The sequence below is a fragment of the Methylomonas sp. 2F7 genome (assembly GCF_057126975.1).
Map to the genome: position 1 here is coordinate 3,402,955 of NZ_CP195203.1, position 18,735 is coordinate 3,421,689.

Annotated in this window: 15 protein-coding genes; all 15 read left to right on the top strand. The window is 52.8% G+C overall.

Features of this window, described 5'->3' with window-relative positions; genetic code table 11:
• Window positions 1-89: 89 nt before the first annotated feature.
• Window positions 90-320 (top strand): hypothetical protein, encoded by a 231-nt coding sequence (locus ACR64Q_RS15260; protein WP_026601869.1) that lies wholly within the window; start codon window positions 90-92, stop codon window positions 318-320.
• Window positions 321-458: 138 nt separating this feature from the next.
• A complete protein-coding gene (locus ACR64Q_RS15265) occupies window positions 459-1,160 on the top strand; it encodes a hypothetical protein (protein ID WP_313732361.1) in 702 nt (233 codons plus the stop codon).
• Between the two features lie 440 nt (window positions 1,161-1,600).
• Window positions 1,601-2,956, top strand: coding sequence for a TolC family protein (locus ACR64Q_RS15270; RefSeq protein ID WP_313732362.1), 1,356 nt, complete (start codon window positions 1,601-1,603; stop codon window positions 2,954-2,956).
• A 16-nt stretch (window positions 2,957-2,972) separates the two neighbouring features.
• Window positions 2,973-4,148 (top strand): efflux RND transporter periplasmic adaptor subunit, encoded by a 1,176-nt coding sequence (locus ACR64Q_RS15275; RefSeq protein WP_483823343.1) that lies wholly within the window; start codon window positions 2,973-2,975, stop codon window positions 4,146-4,148.
• 21 nt (window positions 4,149-4,169) lie between these two features.
• Entirely contained in the window at window positions 4,170-7,238 is a 3,069-nt protein-coding gene (locus tag ACR64Q_RS15280; RefSeq protein ID WP_313732364.1) for an efflux RND transporter permease subunit, read from the top strand.
• 9 nt (window positions 7,239-7,247) lie between these two features.
• Window positions 7,248-7,574: a P-II family nitrogen regulator gene (locus ACR64Q_RS15285; RefSeq protein ID WP_020482909.1), complete on the top strand. Its 327-nt coding sequence runs from the start codon at window positions 7,248-7,250 to the stop codon at window positions 7,572-7,574.
• Between the two features lie 5 nt (window positions 7,575-7,579).
• Window positions 7,580-9,043: a carbohydrate porin gene (locus tag ACR64Q_RS15290; protein WP_231499608.1), complete on the top strand. Its 1,464-nt coding sequence runs from the start codon at window positions 7,580-7,582 to the stop codon at window positions 9,041-9,043.
• Between the two features lie 39 nt (window positions 9,044-9,082).
• Complete coding sequence (locus ACR64Q_RS15295) at window positions 9,083-9,460, top strand: hypothetical protein (RefSeq protein WP_020482911.1); 378 nt, start codon at window positions 9,083-9,085, stop codon at window positions 9,458-9,460.
• A 143-nt stretch (window positions 9,461-9,603) separates the two neighbouring features.
• On the top strand, window positions 9,604-10,404 hold the full coding sequence (locus tag ACR64Q_RS15300; protein ID WP_313732365.1) for an alpha/beta fold hydrolase: 801 nt from the start codon (window positions 9,604-9,606) through the stop codon (window positions 10,402-10,404).
• A 37-nt stretch (window positions 10,405-10,441) separates the two neighbouring features.
• The gene (locus tag ACR64Q_RS15305; RefSeq protein ID WP_313732366.1) at window positions 10,442-11,794 is read left to right on the top strand and encodes a virulence factor family protein; all 1,353 of its coding nucleotides are present in this window, start codon (window positions 10,442-10,444) and stop codon (window positions 11,792-11,794) included.
• Between the two features lie 24 nt (window positions 11,795-11,818).
• Window positions 11,819-14,401: a bifunctional lysylphosphatidylglycerol flippase/synthetase MprF gene (gene mprF / locus ACR64Q_RS15310; protein ID WP_313732367.1), complete on the top strand. Its 2,583-nt coding sequence runs from the start codon at window positions 11,819-11,821 to the stop codon at window positions 14,399-14,401.
• Between the two features lie 135 nt (window positions 14,402-14,536).
• A complete protein-coding gene (locus ACR64Q_RS15315) occupies window positions 14,537-14,875 on the top strand; it encodes a PIG-L family deacetylase (protein ID WP_313732368.1) in 339 nt (112 codons plus the stop codon).
• The gene (locus tag ACR64Q_RS15320) at window positions 14,760-15,485 is read left to right on the top strand and encodes a PIG-L deacetylase family protein (protein ID WP_313735029.1); all 726 of its coding nucleotides are present in this window, start codon (window positions 14,760-14,762) and stop codon (window positions 15,483-15,485) included. Before ACR64Q_RS15315 ends, ACR64Q_RS15320 begins: the two co-directional genes overlap by 116 nt.
• Window positions 15,486-15,546: 61 nt before the next feature.
• The gene (locus tag ACR64Q_RS15325; protein ID WP_020482916.1) at window positions 15,547-16,971 is read left to right on the top strand and encodes a sensor histidine kinase; all 1,425 of its coding nucleotides are present in this window, start codon (window positions 15,547-15,549) and stop codon (window positions 16,969-16,971) included.
• 91 nt (window positions 16,972-17,062) lie between these two features.
• Entirely contained in the window at window positions 17,063-18,457 is a 1,395-nt protein-coding gene (locus ACR64Q_RS15330) for a sigma-54-dependent transcriptional regulator (protein WP_313735030.1), read from the top strand.
• The last annotated feature ends 278 nt before the right edge of the window (window positions 18,458-18,735 follow it).

An 18,735-nucleotide genomic window follows, 5' to 3' on the forward strand; every position in this document is an offset into this window, starting at 1 on the left:
TACCGTATAAATACCCCTTGAGAACTAACAACAACGACCTATCCCTACACATTTTGCCGAATTCGGCCACGATGGTAGGTGTTTGTATTATGGTCATCAGCATCGTGAAAGGTCAGCCTTCAGATATGGTTGGCTATGTTATCGACAAGGCGCTGGCGATAGACAGTTTGCTATTCACCATCAGCGCACTACTATCGTTTTTATCGATTCGGCTGGAGCGGTCAACAATAGGGCTGGAACGCTGGGCGGAAGTGCTTTTTATAATTGGGCTGGTGTCGATGACAGTCATTGCCGTCATTTTTTCCTTTGAAATTGTTTGATCTATTTTGACTATCAATCCGCGAACATTGGCCCCTTTTGAAAGAGAGATTTAACGTGATTTTAATGTGGAATTAACATTGAGTTCATGACCGACCGATAAATTAGACCTCTCTAATTAATCTATAGGCGTATGGAATATGAAAACGATAAAAAGCTTGTCAATAAATCTATTGGCAATTATCTCGGTGTTGTCTTCAATACCATCGGTTGAAGCGGCAACAAACGTCCAAATCGGCCCAAGCGGAAAAACCTTTGCATCATCCATGGTTCAGTGCGCCGTAAACCCAGCAACCGGTTTGCAGGCCGCAACCGCGCAAACCGGCTTATTCAACCCAAAACCGAAAGATAAGGCCACGATCACTCTCAATGGAGGAGCTATAGCTAAGGTTAGTGCCGCGCAATCCTCCGCCAACGTCTGGCTTTATGACGGCAATAACACTGTAGTGGTCGCGCTGTCCGCCAGAACAGCCGACACTTACACTTTTACCGTACAACCGGGCTTCTGCAATTTACCGGATACGTCAGGTAACACGTTCAGCGCCGACAGCACCCTAGAATACGCCGCCAGCGGTAAATCCTATACTCTTACGACCCCTGGCTGCGCCTTGAATCCCGCCACCGGCAATACTCAGTTTTTTGTCAACCTGTTCGATAACGGTAGCTATTTGCTGAATGTATCAATCAACGGCACGCCTTTAACCCAATTGAACGGAACCACCCGAAGATCAGTGCCTATCTTTCTGGGTGCGGGTTTAAACGTAATTTCGGCCGCCAATGGCACACTGTCCACCGACTACTACGTTAGAGACGGCGGAAACGGCATTTGCACCTTACCGTAAATCGGAATTCGAATTTACGGCAAGAGTTAATTATCTCTCGATTCGCTGCCAAGGATTGGCGGCATTTTTTAAAGCTAAAAATTCCGACTACCCGGCGAGCGCTTAATCCGCTTAGCCTACCCCAAATGCCCGCTGCCGAGTGCGCCTGGCGACACTGCAACGGTTCCGCCATAAAATCCAGCAAACGTTCAACACGACTTGCTCCCGCCACCCGGAATGCTTGCCTCAACGGCTGGGTTTTTCCGGCCAATCCCCGAAAACCACTGGTTTAAATAAACCGTATTTGTTGTAAATAACCACTGGCTTGACCATCCCTAACTAGAAACAAGGTTGAAATCAGCCAAATTTCCGACATTTACTTGGTATGCAGACACCTTGGCAAACTAATTGCTAACATTGGTTACCAACCACGTTCAATGGTTCGACCACGGTGACTAACCATGAAATACCAGCGTTTAATCCAAAAAGCGGCATTAGGCTTGCTGGGCTGTTTGACGGCGATGCAGAGTAACGCTCAGAGCATACCTTTATCGATAGACGAAGCCCTGGTTCTGTTTTACCAACGCAATCTCGATCTGATCGCCGCCCAATACAATATCGACCAATCCCGCGCCGATGCGGTGATTGCCGCAGCGATACCCAATCCGACCTTGGGGGTACAAATTTCGGAAATCAGCAACCGGCCCAACATGGGCTCGAACGCCAGCGGCTGCAATCACGATCCCAGCGTTTCGTGCGGTCCGGCCGAATATTTCTCCTTCAGTCAGTTAATCGAGGTGGCGGGAAAGCGCGGCCTGCGCATCGAAAGCAGCGGTTTTGCCACCCAGGCGGCGGAAAGCGATTTTCGGGATGCGTTGCGCATCTTTTCCAATATGGTCAGAGACGCCTATTACGACTTGCTGTTAGCGCAAAAGAATCGCTGGTTGGCACAGGAAATTGTCGATCATTACCAAACCATCACCAAGGCCAATCAACTCAGAATGAACAGCGGCGATATCGCCGAATCCGATTTTCTGCGGGTAAAAATGGAAGCCATGCGCGCCCAATCCGATCTGGATACTGCCCAAGCGGCGGTGGAACAGGCCCAGGCCGGTTTGGCGGTCATATTGCGCTGGCCGAAAGACGGCCTGGCGTTCGAAGCCAAAGAACAATGGCCTGAGATCAAAGACCTTGGGCAGAACGGCTCGATTGATGACTTAATGCAGACTGCCCTACGCCAGCGCCCGGATTTTCTGGCCGACAAACAACGGGCCGCTCAAGCGGAAAAAGAACTGGAATTGGCCCGACGCCTGAAATACCCGGATGTAACGGTCAATGCCGGCTATGCGCGTGATCCCAGCAACAACGCATTGAATTCATTTTTCGTCGGCGTCAGTGTACCGGTCCCCTTGTTTGATCAGTACCAAGGCCAATCCGACAAAGCGGCGGTTTCTTTAACCCAGAACCAACTGGCTGTGGAGCAAACCGAGTTGAGGATTCGCAACGATGTCGCCACAACCTTAGTGACCTGGCAAAGCGCGGACAAAATCGTGCGCCGTTTTCAAAGCGGCTTACTGGACGATGCACGGGCGGTGCGCGATAGCGCTGAACTCGCCTACAGCAAGGGCGCCACCAGCGTCTTGGACTTTATCGAGGCACAACGCAGCTACAAAAGCGTGATGCGCGATTACAGCCAGGCCCTCATCAGCCGAGCCAATGCTTATTACGATCTGGCCAAGGCGCTGGGCGAGGACCTGGGAAATAACAGCGTCGCCAACGACCAGGCCAGCGAACGCGCACAGACGCACATTCAATAGCAGATTGGAACAAATTATGGACATCAAAAACCCCATGAAATCGTTGCTCAAACTCACATCGGTTTCTTGCTTGCTACTGGCTATGGGCATACTGACAGCATGTTCCGATGGCGCCGACCATGCGCCTAAACCGCCAAAGCCGGCCATTCCGGTCGGTGAAGTCGTCCTGGCACCGGACTCACCGAAAAAAGCCTACGTCAAAACCGCCAAACTCAGCCTGGCTCAACATCCTTTACTGGAACCCCTGGCCGGTAAAATCGTATACGACGAGAGTTTGACCTCGCGCATTAGTTCGCCAGTGGCCGGGCGAGTGATTAGCAAGCCCATCGCACTGGGCACAGCGGTTCAAGCCGGATCAACCTTGTTGGAACTGGACAGCCCCGATGTTGCCGACGCCGAAGCCGACTTTGCCAAGGCCCAAGCCGCTGCCACCTTGGCCGAGCACAGCTTGACGCGCCAGCAAGAGTTATTCGCCGGCAAAGCGATTTCCCGCAAAGAATTGGAACAAGCGCAAAGCGACTTAAGCAGCGCCCGCAGCGACCTGCAACGCGCGTCAGACCGCCTAAAAAATCTGCACTTGTCGGCCCGGCAAGCCGATGGCCGCTTTGCACTGCGCGCGCCGCTCGCCGGGGTGGTGGTGGAACGCAATGTCAATCCGGGCTTGGAAGTCAGGCCGGATTTTGACAAGCCCTTGTACGTAGTCACCGATCTGCAACATCTTACGGTGTTAATGGAGGTATTTGAAATCAATATCGGCAAAATCAAATTGGGCCAGAAGGTAGCCGTAACCGTACCCGCCTACCCCGGCGAAATATTTCCAGCGACAGTGGAATACATCGGCCAAGTACTCGATGAAACCACGCGCACAGTGCAAGTGCGCTGCAAACTCGATAATCCGGAGGGTCGGCTGATGCCGGGTATGTACGCCACCATCACGGTAGAAAGCGCAGCCGATGATTTGGCTTTCGTGATTCCACTAACCGCCGTGTTTACCGAAGGCGACGCCGATTATGTGTTTATTGCGTTAGACGACAATCGTTACCGACAACGCCGCGTCGATATAGGTTTGCGTTTGAAAGACCAGGCGGTGGTCACCCAAGGACTGGACGCCAACGAAATGCTGGTGACCGCAGGGGCGTTGATGTTGCGCGCCGAAGAAGAAGTCGAAACCGAAAGCACCCACCAGCCCTAGCGCCTTACCCAGGACACTGACATGATCGAGCGTCTTATCGCGTTTTGTTTACAACAACGGCTGATGGTCATCGGTGCCACACTGTCCATCGCCGTATCCGGCATCATCGCCTTTGAAAATCTACCGGTGCAGGCCTTCCCCGATGTACAAAACGTTTTTGTACAGGTAGTCACCCAATTTCCCGGCCAGGCACCGGAAGAAGTGGAAAAGCAAATCTCCCTGCCCATCGAGCGGGAAATGAACGGCCTGCCGCATCTATTGAATATGCGTTCGGTATCCATTTTCGGCTTATCGGTGGTAACGCTGACCTTCGATGACACAGCCGAGGATTATTTCTCCCGGCAACAAGTGCTGGAACGTCTGCAATATGCCGACCTTCCCGACGATACCAAACCACAATTGGGGCCGTTATCGACGGGCGTCGGCGAGATTTTGCGTTACGTGATCGATGCGAAAAATCTACCGTTAGTGGAGCAGCGCGCCTTGCAGGATTGGATCATCGAACCCCGGCTGCGCTCGGTACAGGGGGTTGCCGATGTCGTCGGTTTCGGCGGTGGGGTGAAAGAATACAAAGTCGCCGCTAAACCCGACCGCTTAAAAAATTATCGCGTCGATCTCAACCAAGTGTTCGCAGCCATCGCCGCCAATAACACCAATACCGGCGGCGGCTACATAGAACACGGCGATGAAGCCTTGGTGGTGCGGGGTACCGGCTTGTTGAAGTCTGCGGAGGAAATCGGCGAAATTGTCGTCGCTACCAACGACGGCGTACCGGTGCGCATCAAAGATGTGGCGGATATCAGCGTCGGGCCGCAACCACGCAATGGCATGGTCGGCATGAATCAGCGCGATGATGTGGTTGAAGGCATCGTGCTCTTAATTAAGGGTCGTGATGCGGTGAATGTGCTGAATGGCGTGAAACAGAAAGTCCAGGAACTCAACGACTTCGGCTTGCCGCCCGGCGTGAAAATCACGCCGTTTTACGATAGAACCGAGCTGGTCGGACATACCATCCATACCGTCGAACATAACATGATCGAAGGCGCGGTCTTGATCCTGATCATCTTGCTGGTGTTTTTACGGCGCTTTGTCGCGGCGCTGCTGGTGACCTTGATTATTCCCTTATCTTTGCTGTTCGCGTTCATCCTGGTGGATCTCGGCGGCATCTCCGCCAACCTGATTTCGCTAGGCGCCATCGACTTCGGCATCATCGTCGACGGCGCGGTGGTGCTGGTGGAAGCCGTGATGGTGCAAGTGACGCTGGATTTGCAACGTAATGCCGACATCCGGCATTTGCGGCAATCGCTACTCACCACGGCCACCGAAATGGGCCGCCCCATCCTATTTTCCAAAGCCATTATCATCATCGCCTTTTTGCCGATTTTTACCTTCCAGCGCGTCGAAGCCAAAATCTTTTCGCCGATGGCTTATACCCTGAGCTTTGCCTTGGTAGCGTCCATGCTGTTCAGCCTGACCTTTGTCCCGTCGATGCTCACCTATTTGCTGGGTCCGAAACTCGCCGAGCAACACAATCCGCTGGTGCACGCCATGGAACAACGCTACCGACGCGTCCTGGAATGGGTGTTGCGGCATGCTCGTGGGGTATTCATCACCGCAAGCACCGCCTTGGTGTTGAGCTTTATGTCGGTGAAACTGATCGGTACCGAGTTTATGCCCAAACTCGACGAAGGCAATATTTGGCTAACCATCACCCTGCCAACGCCGGTGTCGCTGACCACCGCCAAACAATTGGAAAGGCAGGTACGCGAAACCCTGGAAACATTTTCGGAAGCCAAAACCATCATCACCCAACTCGGCCGGCCGGAAGACGGCACCGACCCCAAAGGTTTTAATAACTTGGAGGTGTTGATCGATCTGAAACCTAAGGATACCTGGCGCTATAAGCGAAAAGACGATTTGGTACAGGCCATGGATAAAGCGCTGGCGATTTTTCCGGGCATCCTCACCAACTTTTCCCAGGCAATTCAGGACAATGTCGAAGAAGCCATTTCCGGCGTAAAAGGTGAAATCGCCATCAAAATCTTCGGCAGCGATTTGCAAACCTTGCAAGACCGAGCCGATCAAGTCACCCATATCCTGGCCGGCATTCAAGGCGCCACCGACGTCGCCGCCGAACAGCAAGCTGGCTTGGCGCAAGTCATCGTCGATATCGACCGGGCCAAGGTGTCGCGCTACGGCATCAATGTCGCCGACGTGGAGCGGGTGATGGAAATCGGCATGGGCGGCAAAGCGGCATCGCAATTTCTGGAAGGCGAACGCCGCTTCGACATCACTTTGCGTTATGAAGACAGTGCCCGCAATTCGGTGGCCAATCTGGAAAGCTTGACGGTGCAAACCCCAAGCGGCCAGCGCATCCCCATTTCGGAGCTGGCCACCATCAAAATCAATCAAGGCGCTTCCCGTATCAGTCGCGAAGACAATATGCGGCGGATTGCCATCAAATGTAATCTGATCGACCGCGACCAGGGCAGCTTCGTCGCCGAAGCTCAACAAAAAGTGGCAGCGCAAGTTGATTTACCGCCCGGCTATAACATCGTCTGGAGCGGCCAATTCGAGAATCAGCAGCGGGCGATGAAACGCTTGTCTGTGATCGTACCGATCAGTCTCGGACTCATTTTCGTGTTGCTGTTCTGGGCGTTCATGTCGATCAAAAATGCCTTGCTGATCGTGATGAACGTGCCGTTCGCCATGATCGGAGGCTTGCTGATTTTATTAGCAACCGGTATCAACCTGAGCGTGTCGGCGGCGGTTGGCTTCATTGCCCTATTTGGGATTGCCGTCCAAAATGGGGTGATTCTGGTATCACAATTGAACAAGCTGCGCCGAGACGGCCAAAAATTGCATGACGCGATTGTCAATGGCTCGGTGAGCCGCTTGCGGCCGGTGGTGATGACTGCCTTAATGGCGATGCTGGGTTTACTGCCCGCCGCGTTATCGACCAGCGTCGGCTCGGAAACCGCCAAGCCGTTTGCCATCGTCATTATCGGTGGATTGATCACTGCCACCCTTTTGACCTTGACCCTGCTACCCGCGCTATATCGTTACTTTGCCGAACCTGACGAGCTTTAGGGGACTACTATGAAAGAAATTCGCGCTTATGTGCAGCCGCACAAGCTCAGCCAGATCACGATGGCCTTGATGGAGATACCGGGCTTTCCTGGGATGTCGATCGTGGATTGCGAAGGCTTCGGCCGCGAGCGGACGGAGCACAGTCAAGACTACAAGCCGTTTCTCGTGAAAAAGCGTCTGGAGATTTTCGCGCCGGACGACTTAGTGGAGATTATTTTCGAGACCATCATGCGTAGCGCCCACAGCGGGCATCATGGCGACGGCAAGGTGTACATCCTGGACGCGCTGGAAGGCGGCCGCGTCAGCAGCGGCGAGCGGGACAAGGATTTAGGCTGAACCCTATGTGCCATCTATCTCTCCCGACATGTTCCTACGGCGCGCTGTTGGCGCTAACACTTAGTTTTGCCAACGCTGAAGCCACGGAACACCCATCTGATGGGGAAGACGCTAACTTTTCGTTTATGCAATTGCTGGCCGACCACGCTCTGCACGATACGGTCGACGAGCGCTGGAATGCTTATGGCCAAGCCACTTATATTTCCAGCTGGAAACCGGCCTTCCCGGCTCAATACACCAACCTAAATGGTACGCCGCATTCGTTGTTGCCGAATGCCGAGCGCAGTTTCACCGGCACAGTCACGGCGTATTTCGGCTTGAAAGCCTGGCAAGGCGGTGAAATTTATCTAGCGCCGGAGATGATTTCCGAACTGCCCTTGTCGGACTTAAAAGGTCTCGGCGGCAGCATCCAAAACTTTGAATTGCAAAAATCCGGTTCGGTCAGCGCGACTTGGTATAAATCGCGTTTCTATTTAAAACAGACTTTCAATCTGGGTGGCGACAGCCATTCGGTGAGCTCCGGGCCCATGCAGTTGGCCGGCAGTTTTAATAGCCAGCGCTTGGTCATTGCCGGCGGCAACCTCAGTGTCCTGGATATTTTCGATAAAAACAGCTATGCCGCCGATTTGCGCCAGCAGTTTCTAAACATGGCCTTTCTAACCAATGCCGCATACGATTTTGCCGCCGATGCCCGAGGTTACAGTGTAGGCTTGGCGGCAGAATATTATTTTGACGACTGGACCTTTCGCCTGGGCCGCTTCGCCACACCGCAAAATCCAAACGACTTACCGCTGGATTTTCGGCTGTTCAAATACTACGGCGATCAAGCGGAGCTTGAGCATCGCCATGAACTTTTTAAGCAACCGGGTGCGATCAGGCTATTGGCCTATCGTAACCGCGAACGCATGGGGCGCTGGGACCATGCCATCGCCGCCTACCAAGCCAATCCGGCGCAAAACGCCGCGAATTGCACCAGCTTTAACTACGACTCGGCTAATAGCAGCGCCCCCGATCTGTGCTGGGTGCGAAGAGCCAACGTCAAAATGGGCATAGGCATCAACATGGAGCAACAGTTGGTTGATGGTGTCGGCGTGTTTTTACGCGGCATGGTCAGCGACGGCAAAACCGAAGTGTATTCCTATACCTCGGCGGATCGCTCGCTATCGTTTGGCACGTTAATCGGCGGCGAGAGTTGGGGCCGACATTACGACGCACTGGGGATCGCCTATGCCACGAGCTGGATTTCCGCGGGCCATGCCGAGTATTTACGCCTGGGCGGGGTGGACGGTTTTATCGGCGACGGCAATCTGCGTTACCGGCCCGAACAAGTAGTGGATATTTATTACAAACTGCGCTTGCTGCAGTCCGCCTGGATGACGCTTGATTACCAGCACATCGCCAACCCCGCTTACAACGCGGATCGCGGACCTGTCGATGTGTATGGTGTCAGGGCGCATTTTGAGTTTTAGTCTAGCCCGCTCAACACAGTCCGCCCCGGAGAATTAGTCATGCCTAAAACAAACACAACAGAGATTCATTGGTTGCCCGATGTCGAAGAACATGATTACCCGGCAGCCGGCTCTTATCTCAGCATTCTTTACAGCGACGACAAGGTAGCCGAGATGATAGCCCGATTAAGAGGCGCTGCCGTGGTGCAATTCAAGGCCAAGGACCTCTTCAGGGCTTCACAGCTGTCATTATTGGGCGTCAGCAATTCGCACGTAGAGAAGGATATAAAGAAGATCCGGAAACAGAAAAGTCTTTCCCCTTTACTACTGGTCCGAGATTCACAAAATGGCAAAGTGATCATTGCCGATGGCTACCACCGTTTGTGCGCCATTTACGAGTTTAATGAGGATGCATTAATCAGTTGCAAGATTATATAAGCCTGATTAGCTCAAAGACGCGACAAACCAAGAGATCCGGCTACCTCAAATGTGAGGCAACAATTTTAATGAAGCGCATATTGCAGATGAGCGGAGTATTTTTACTGGTCTTTTTTTTCTCCGTTTGGATTTGGTTAAGCCCGATGTCGGGAAATTTTCTAAATTACCTAATCTGGAAAGCGACTACCAGCACCCAAACGGTCAGTGGCGACATTGAAAATCAGGGCGCCCAAATTCGTTATGTCGCTTACGGTCAGGGCGAGCCCATCCTGTTACTGCATGGCGGCTTGAGCAATAAACTCAGCTGGTTTTCGCAGATACCCTGGCTCGTAGAATCGGGCCGACGTGTAATACTGATCGATACGCGTGGCCACGGCGAGTCGACACCCGGCCATTCTGCGCTGACATATCAGGTTTTTGCGGAAGACACCTTGTTGGTGTTGGACCGACTCGGTATTCAACGTACCAATATTGTTGGCTGGAGCGATGGCGGCATTATTGCGCTGATATTGGGTCTGGAGTCCCCGCAACGCGTGGGAAAAATCATCGCAATAAGCGCCAATTTCCACCCCTCTGGTGTAATCCAGGCAGCCGACAACTCTCAAGTTGATGCAATAAGCCCACCGCAACATAAGTTACTCGATTGGCTACGAGGCTGGTGGTCTGGCGCGGGAGAAAACCACCCGGCTCTGGAAGCGGAGATTAAAGCCCTGTGGCGAGTGGCACCGCAACTCAAGCATACAGATTTGCAGGAAATTACCGCGCCGACCTTAGTCATCGCCGGCGAAAACGACATTATCGATCTCCCACACTCTGGCGAATTGGCGCAAATGTTGGCAAGAGCAAAAATAGAAATTGTCTTGGGCGCGGGCCATGCGGCACCGGTTACTCACGCACGCCAGGTTAACCAGTTAATTGCATCATTCTTGGACTTAAACCAATGATGCACTATGCCTTAAGCGCTTTTTAATGGGTCAGACTATGAAAATCAAAAGAGTACTCTTGGTGTTTCTGACTTTAGGTCTCATGTCGGCAGGTGTCTGGCTAAGTGTTCAAAAAAGTCCGCTGCTTGTAGAAAAACAGCTCACTACCGAAGGTTTCGGGGATATCAATGTCGCCGAACCCCTTTGGAACTCTCACGGTATGGGAATAGTGTTTGTCGATAGCCAAAAGTATCCCCCAAGAGCCTTGGCACAGCGACTGGCGGCAACCGGCGTAACTGCGGCCGTCATTGATACCGCCACGATCTTTAAACGATTTCATATTGAAAATAAGGAATGCCTGGATAGCCACTTTATCGCCACTTCCATTAATGGTTTGATAAAACAGCTGCCTCGCCCAGCGATTAACCGACTAATAGTTGCGGGGGTTGCCGAAGCGGCATTGTTACCGTTTCTGAATGCTCAAGACCCTATTGGGAACGAAACCATCAATCTTTCTATCGGTTTTTCGGTGATGTTACCGGCTGATTTAGACTTATGCCCACCATTAAGCAGCTCGCAGAAGAATCAGCAAGGCTTGCTGATTTCCGCGCCAGCCCCCAAAGGCAACTGGCGATCGGTGTGGACCGATCAACCATCTGACGAAACCGCAGTGTTTATCCAGACATTAGGCGATGTTGATACCCGAATTGCCGCTTACGACACACCGTTGGACAACTTATTGATCGAGGCAGTCAAATCAGCGATTGGTCAAAGCAGTCAGGCGTCCCCACCAATGCCGGTGGTGGAAGTGCCTGCCGCCAAAGCCAGCGATACGGTGACGCTGTTCTATTCCGGTGACGGCGGCTGGCGCGACCTGGATAGAACCGTCGCCGACGAGATGGCGGCGCAAAATTATCCGGTAGTCGGTGTCGATGTCTTACGCTATTTCTGGGAGCATAAAACGCCGGAACAGGCCGCCGCCGATCTGGCCACCACCATGGCGTACTATGGAAAAAACTGGGGCGTAAAGTCTTTTGTGCTGGCTGGATATTCGTTTGGCGCCGACGTTTTGCCGCCAATATACAATCGCCTGTCCGCGCCCGATCAAAACAGCGTATCGCTGCTGGTATTGTTGGCATTGGCTGACCACGCCGATTTTGAAATCCACGTGACCGGCTGGCTCGGGCAAAGCGACGGGGAACACACTTTGGCACCGGAACTGATAAAGCTGCCGAAACAGAAAATTTTGTGTATTTATGGCAAAGACGAAAAATCCGAGACCGCCTGTACGGCCTTGGCCAATAGCGATGCCCGCATTCTGGAACTGCCTGGTGGCCACCATTTCGACCAAGATTACCCCAAGCTGACCCGGCAAATTCTGGACGTTTACCAACAGCATGGTATCCACTGATTTCATCCCAACTTATAACAGCCCATGACTCGCAAAAGCCTAAGTCACTTCTTACAGTGGATCAGCCATTGGCTGCCGGTGGCCTTATTTGCCTGCGCGCTTTACATCGCTCATCGGCAGTTAGCCATGCACGATCTAAGCGACATTCTAACCACACTGAAAACCACACCGATGCTTATCATCGGTGCCGCTTTGCTACTGACCGTGATTAACTATCTGGTATTGGCCGGTTATGACTGGCTGGCATTACGTTTCACCGGGCATAGCCTAATTCCGCTAGGAAAGGTGATCCCGGCGGCTTTATTAAGTTACGCGATTAGCAATAACACCGGCCATGCCTGGGCCTCTGGCGGCTCGATCCGCTATCGGTTTTACTCCGGGTGGGGCGTGCACGGCTGGGACATTTTAAAGATTTCCTTGTTTCAGACAGTGACCTATCTGCTGGGCGCGCTGACCTTGGGCCTGGTGGGCAGCTTGATATTGCCTCACTATTTATCCAGCACTATTCAAGAACCATCGGCCATTCATTGGGTCAGTCTGATTTGCGCGATTAGTTTGCTAGCCTATTGGGGTGGGGTTTTTCTATGGCGTAAGCCCTTATTGATTAAAGGTTTCGAATTACATCTGCCCTCACCCCGAATGGCATTTTGGCAAACCCTGGTCGCCAGTATCGACGTGGTGTTGTCGTCGCTCGTGTTGTGGGTGCTGTTGCTAAACCAGGTGGACATTGATTTCGGCGCCTTCCTGGTGGTGTTCGTGGTGGCCCAGGTGATGGGCGTCATTAGCCAGGTTCCGGGCGGTATAGGTGTGTTTGAAAGCGCATTTCTGTGGCTGATGGCGGACGTTGAAGCAACGGATCAGCATCTGATTTTGATCAGCGCCTTATTGTTGTATCGGGTCATTTACTACTTCGTCCCCCTGCTACTGGCGGGTGTAGGTTTGCTGGGCTACGAACTATACAGCCGAAGTAGCCTTCTAGCTGAAAGCAGTGATTTGATCAGCAAGATTCTTAGTGCGATCTTGCCACCTCTTTACTCACTCCTGCTATTGGTAGCCGGCGGCCTCCTGATCGTTTCCGGCTCCATCCCCGCCAACTCAGAAGTCATGGATTGGTTACGCGATGCAATTTCATTGCCTATTGTGGAGTTTTCGCATCTGGCCGGTAGTTTAATCGGTTTACTGCTGCTGTTTTTGGCGCGAGGCATTTGGTTGCGGATTGATGCCGCGTGGTTCGACAGCCTGATGCTGTTGGGAATGGGCATTATCGCCTCCTTGCTGAAAGGATTCGATTGGCCGGAAGCACTGGTCTTGGCAATGATCATGCTGTTGTTATTGCCAACACGCAATCACTTCCAACGTAGCTCGTCGCTGTTGCGCATGTCGTTTTCGGCCTCCTGGATAGCCACCGTGATAATGGTCCTGGCAGGCTCAACTTGGCTAGGATTTTTCGCTCATCGTGATGTCGAATACGCCAATGAATTATGGTGGCAGTTTTCCTACGAAGACGACGCACCTCGATTTCTGCGGGCCTTGTTATTGATCTCCGTGGTGAGCGTGTCTTATGGGCTGTCGCGTTTACTCAACGTGGCTCCGCCGGAGGATTTGGAAAAACCGACGGCCGAGGAAATCGATGAAGTAAGGAATCTACTGACTCACTGCGATGATACCCACGGCTTTTTGGCGTTACTGGCGGACAAGTATCTGCTGTGGAACCCGCCACGCAACGCGTTCATTATGTATCAAACCACCGGCCAGTTCTGGATCGCAATGGGTGACCCCATCGGCGAACCGTCCGCCATTGAAGATCTGCTGTGGGAATTCCACGAACAGGCCAATCTACACGGTGCGAAAGCCGTGTTCTATCAAGTGGGTCCAAGCTTATTGCCTTACTATTTGGATTTAGGCATGTCCTTGTTCAAATTAGGCGAGGAAGCCCGGGTGGACCTGACTACTTTCAGCTTGCAAGGCAAACAACGCGATTCTCAGCGTAGCGCCCGCAATAAATTTGGCAAAATGGACTATCGGTTCGAAATTCTCACGGGTGATGAAGTCACAGCCGCCCTGCCAATTCTGAAACATATTTCCGCTGCCTGGTTGACGCACAAAAACACCCGCGAGAAAGGTTTTTCGCTAGGCTTTTTCGCTGAATCCTACATTCGACTTACCAATGTCGCGGTGATCAAAGACCCATCCGGTAAGATCCAAGCGTTTGCCAATCTCTGGCAAACCCACAATCGACAAGAGCTATCCATCGACCTGATGCGTTACGATCTGGAAAGCCCGAAAGGCATCATGGATTTTCTGTTCGCCGAACTGATGATGTGGGGCAAGGCAGAAAATTACCAATGGTTCTCGCTGGGGATGGCACCACTAGCCGGGCTGGAACGCCGTCCTTTGGCACCGTTGTGGCATAAGATCGGCACCACCATTTTCGACTTGGGCGATCACTTTTACAATTTTGAAGGGCTTTACGAATACAAGGCTAAATTTGCCCCAACCTGGCAACCGCGCTACTTGGCGGTGCCGACCGGTATTTCGCTACCGTTTATTTTAATGATCATCACCCGCCTGATCTCCGGCGGTTGGCAAGGTATTTTTAGCAAGTAGTCATATAACAAATGTCCTTGCCCGTAGTCACAACCTGCCTGACACCCCAGAAACCAGAAACATCAAGGAGTCTCAATGCATTCATCTTGTCACAGACGCTACCTATGTATTTGCCTGCTATTGCTGGCAACGCCCATGTCTGCAGTTGCGCAACAGACTATGGAAATCGGTAAAGGTGAGCGCCTGTTGGTACTGGCTCCACACCCCGACGACGAAACACTGAGTTCTGCCGGCCTGATCCAGCAGGTATTACAACAGGGCGGCAGCGTGCGTTCGACGGTAGTGACGTCCGGCGATGCTTATGTCGGCGCGGTGATGCAGGACAGCGGCAGACTATCTGGACTTTGGCGAAAAACGTCTGGAAGAATCGCGGCGCGCCGCCGAGGTTTTAGGCAAGGGCTTTGTGCATCTGGATTTACTGGGGTTCTCGGACGGCAGCATTTATTCAGCATTGGTGTCGCATTGGCGGCGTAATAATCCGATGCGCTCCGAATTCACCGGCTTTGACCACGTGCCTTACCGGGAGGCCAAAGATCGCGGCTTTGCCCAAGACGGTCAGGATTTGCTGAACGAACTAGTCGCCATTCTGCAGGACACCAAACCCACGATCATCGCTTTTCCCGATGTGATGGAAAACGACTCCGACCACGCCGGACTGGGCATGTTTACCTTGCTTGCAGTGCATAAATGGCTGCTACAAAATCCCGTTCACCGCGCGCAACCGAAATTACTCGCCTATTTGATTCACTGGCAGCACGGCTGGCCGACCGGTTCCAACTGGGGCATGCCGCAGGACTGGAGCGACCAGCCGCTATTATTGCCGGCTGATTTGCCGCTGCGCGGCCATAGCCGGGCTTGCGTCAATCTGTCGTCCGTGCAAATCAACTTGAAGCGGGCTGCGCTGGCCGAGTACAAAACCCAACAACGCATCATGGGCGATTTTCTGTCGGCCTTTGTGCGCAGCAGCGAGTGTTTCACCCTGCTCAAGCCCGAGGACGGCAACCGTATCGAACAGGTTCTGGCGCATTGGCGGCAGGTACGCAAGACGTTTGATAATCATCCCTTGAGTCGGCGTAAAATTTGACCGGATATACACCCCACAACGCGGTACTTGGCTTCGCCGTCAACAACGAGAGATCTCGAACATGCTAAAACTTTTGCTACGTCCGGTCATTTTCGTCACGATTGTGATGAGCATCCTGGTGATAGGCGAGTTACTGGCCATTGGCCGCCTGACCTGGCGCAATCATGAGCGGATACAAACCATAGAAACCGATATTGGCAAAGGCCGCTATTTGGAGGAAACGATTTTTGAATTGTTGGAACTGCAATCGCAACTGGCTTTGCACCGCAGTAACCCGGACGTAGCCGCCGAGCAGATCAACGACATTCAAGACCGGCTGCTGGATTTATTACAAACGCACAATAAAAGCTCTGAATTCGCATCCGCAGTCGATCTAAACACCTTACAAACCAAATTTGCCGCCGCCAGCAACGGCGACGCGAAAGCATTAATCGATTCGGTGAATATGATTCGGCAAGTGCTGGACCGGCAGACTAACGAAGAAGAGAAAATGCTTATCGGCGTCGAGGACGACAGTCAACTGGAACTGCAATTGGCCGTTATTCTGCCTTTGCTGCTGTTTTGGATCGGCCATTATTTTTTTCGAAATAACGTGTTGGAACCACTGGATGCGCTGCGCGATTTATTGTCCGGCCTGGCGGAAGGTGTTAAGCAGCCTATCAGACGCGAGACGGCAGATCCGATTTTGCGCGACTTATTCGACCGCTACAATCACTTGGTCGACCATTTAATCGAACTGGAACAGGAACATTTACATTACACCAATCGCCTGGAGCAACAAGTACGACAAACCAGTCACGCATTATTGGAGCAAAGCCAGCGCCTGGCCAAAGCCGAGCGCTTGGCGGCCTTGACCGAAATGGCTGCTAGCACCGCCCACGAGTTGCGCAATCCGCTGGCGATTATTCAAGCGGCCTTAGAGAACTTGTTGTGCGAAGCCAGCGACCCGGACCTGCGCCAACGCATCGGTCTATTGCATAGCGAAGTGCAACGCTTGACCAACCACCTTAATGACCTGCTCAGTTCGGCGCGCCATCGCAACAAAATTGCCCAGCCTACCGATGTGAATGCGGTGGTCAACGACTTGATCACGCTATTCAAATACCAGGCAACCGATAAAATCCAATTTACTGTGCAGGGAAAAGCCGACAGTTCCTTGATGTTGCCGGAAATCGAATTCCGGCAAGCGCTATTAAATCTGTTGCAAAACGCCGTGCAGGCAATCGGCACCCGCAGTGGCAGCGTGCAGGTGCATATTACTCAAGACGCTCAACGCCTGTCGGTGACAGTGATCGACAGCGGCGACGGCTTTGGCGAGGCGTTTTTACGGCAAGGCATCCGCCCCTTCGTCAGCCTGAAGGAAAATGGCAGTGGCTTGGGACTGGTCATGGTGCAACGTTTCGCCAAAGATCTGAGCGGCCAACTTAAACTCGACAACGACGCCGCCGGCCACGGCCGAGTAAGCCTGAGTATTCCTTTGACTTGAACTGACTTCCCTGAGCAAAAATCAGCGATGGACCGGCGAACTCCGGTAAGTCGCATACAATGCCGTAACTCGCAAACCAGCCACGACCATGATGACCAATACCCTATTAATAATCGAAGATGAAGCCCTGTTAGCCTCCGAATTGGCACGCTACTTTAGCAAGGGTGGCTGGGAAGTCAGCATTGCCCATTCCCTACAACAAGCCGAACAGTTTCTGAGCGGACAAGCGCTGGACCCTCTGGTGGTGTTATCGGACATGAACCTGCCGGACGGCAACGCGCTGGATTTGTTGGAAAAACTCAAACCGGAAATCGGCAGCAGCGAATGGGTATTTCTCACCGGCTACGGCAGTGTCGCCGATTCGGTGCGGGCCGTGCGGCTGGGCGCATACGACTTTATCGAGAAACCCTGCTCACTGGACCGCCTGAATCTCTTGGTGGAAGGCGCCGCCCGCAGCGCCCGCGCCCAACGCCGCTTAGAACAACAAACCGCCACCCAAAACCATCAATACAGCATCGACAGTTTGATCGGCTCCAGCCCGGCCATGACGCAACTTAGAGCGATGCTTAAACAAATCGCCAACGTGCCCTTCTCCAGCCTGATCGTCAGCGGCGAAACCGGCACCGGCAAAGGCATGATCGCCCGCATTCTGCACTATTCCGGCAGCCGTGCCGCCGCGCCGCTGGTGGAAATCAACTGCGCCGCGCTGCCGCGCGAACTGCTGGAAGCCGAGTTATTCGGTTACGAAGCCGGTGCATTTACCGGCGCGAAAAAGCGCCATCGCGGCCTGTTCGAGCAAGCGCACACCGGCACGCTGTTTCTGGATGAAATCGGCGAAATGGATCTGGATTTACAGAGCAAGCTGTTAAAAGCCGTGGAAGATTTGCGTATCCGCCGGGTCGGCAGCGAAGCGGAGATCAGCGTCGATGTGCAAATTATCGCCGCCACCAATCTGGACCTGGTGGAAAAAGTCGCCGAAGGCTTATTCCGTCGGGATTTGTATCATCGTTTGAACGTGATCAACATCCGCATGCCGGCCCTGCGCGAACACAAACAGGACCTGGATCAATTGGTGCCGCAATTCATAGCCGAATGCAATCGCAAATCGGCCAAGTCGGTCAGCCATATTTCGGAGCAAGCCTGGCAGGCGCTGAAAAGCTACGATTGGCCCGGCAATATCCGTGAATTGCACAATGTACTGGAACGTTGCGTGTTGTTGTCCAACGATCATAATTTACCGGTGGAATGGTTGCAGTTACAAGCCCCGCAAGCCGCCGCTGCGCATCACAATGCCAAAGTCAATCAGGAAGGCGTGTTCATTCCGCTGGACGGCAGCATCAGCCTGCACGAAATGGAAAAATTCATCATCCAGGAAGCCCTGAATCGCAACGATGCCAACGTCACCGGCGCGGCGCGAATGCTCGGCACGACTCGAGAAACTCTACGCTACCGAGTGCAGAAGTATCATTTGAAATGTAAATTTTAAGCGGAGCGGGCTGGTTAAGCGGGGATAGCTTTATCGCGGACAAAAAAATGCGCCCTGACCGCCCGAAGAACTTCGACCAACCAGAGCGCCACGTCCACACATGAGAACAGGTAGGAGTAACAACACAAGCTAAGTGTTGCAAGGTTGATGCCAAATAACCTATTCCTTGATTTTTCTGGATTTATGCGGCTCAGAGCCGATACCACGCCGGGAGATTTGCACCAGATGCAACCAAAATCCGGCTGTTTTGCACCAGGATGACTCAAATAGACGATGAA

Coding starts and splice junctions, on each gene's coding strand:
- ACR64Q_RS15280 (WP_313732364.1), top strand. CDS start 4,170: ATGATCGAGCGTCTTATCGCGTTTTGTTTACAACAACGGCTGATGGTC.
- ACR64Q_RS15305 (WP_313732366.1), top strand. CDS start 10,442: ATGAAAATCAAAAGAGTACTCTTGGTGTTTCTGACTTTAGGTCTCATG.
- mprF (WP_313732367.1), top strand. CDS start 11,819: ATGACTCGCAAAAGCCTAAGTCACTTCTTACAGTGGATCAGCCATTGG.
- ACR64Q_RS15295 (WP_020482911.1), top strand. CDS start 9,083: ATGCCTAAAACAAACACAACAGAGATTCATTGGTTGCCCGATGTCGAA.
- ACR64Q_RS15260 (WP_026601869.1), top strand. CDS start 90: ATGGTCATCAGCATCGTGAAAGGTCAGCCTTCAGATATGGTTGGCTAT.
- ACR64Q_RS15300 (WP_313732365.1), top strand. CDS start 9,604: ATGTCGGGAAATTTTCTAAATTACCTAATCTGGAAAGCGACTACCAGC.
- ACR64Q_RS15325 (WP_020482916.1), top strand. CDS start 15,547: ATGCTAAAACTTTTGCTACGTCCGGTCATTTTCGTCACGATTGTGATG.
- ACR64Q_RS15275 (WP_483823343.1), top strand. CDS start 2,973: ATGGACATCAAAAACCCCATGAAATCGTTGCTCAAACTCACATCGGTT.
- ACR64Q_RS15270 (WP_313732362.1), top strand. CDS start 1,601: ATGAAATACCAGCGTTTAATCCAAAAAGCGGCATTAGGCTTGCTGGGC.
- ACR64Q_RS15290 (WP_231499608.1), top strand. CDS start 7,580: ATGTGCCATCTATCTCTCCCGACATGTTCCTACGGCGCGCTGTTGGCG.
- ACR64Q_RS15265 (WP_313732361.1), top strand. CDS start 459: ATGAAAACGATAAAAAGCTTGTCAATAAATCTATTGGCAATTATCTCG.
- ACR64Q_RS15315 (WP_313732368.1), top strand. CDS start 14,537: ATGTCTGCAGTTGCGCAACAGACTATGGAAATCGGTAAAGGTGAGCGC.
- ACR64Q_RS15285 (WP_020482909.1), top strand. CDS start 7,248: ATGAAAGAAATTCGCGCTTATGTGCAGCCGCACAAGCTCAGCCAGATC.
- ACR64Q_RS15330 (WP_313735030.1), top strand. CDS start 17,063: ATGACCAATACCCTATTAATAATCGAAGATGAAGCCCTGTTAGCCTCC.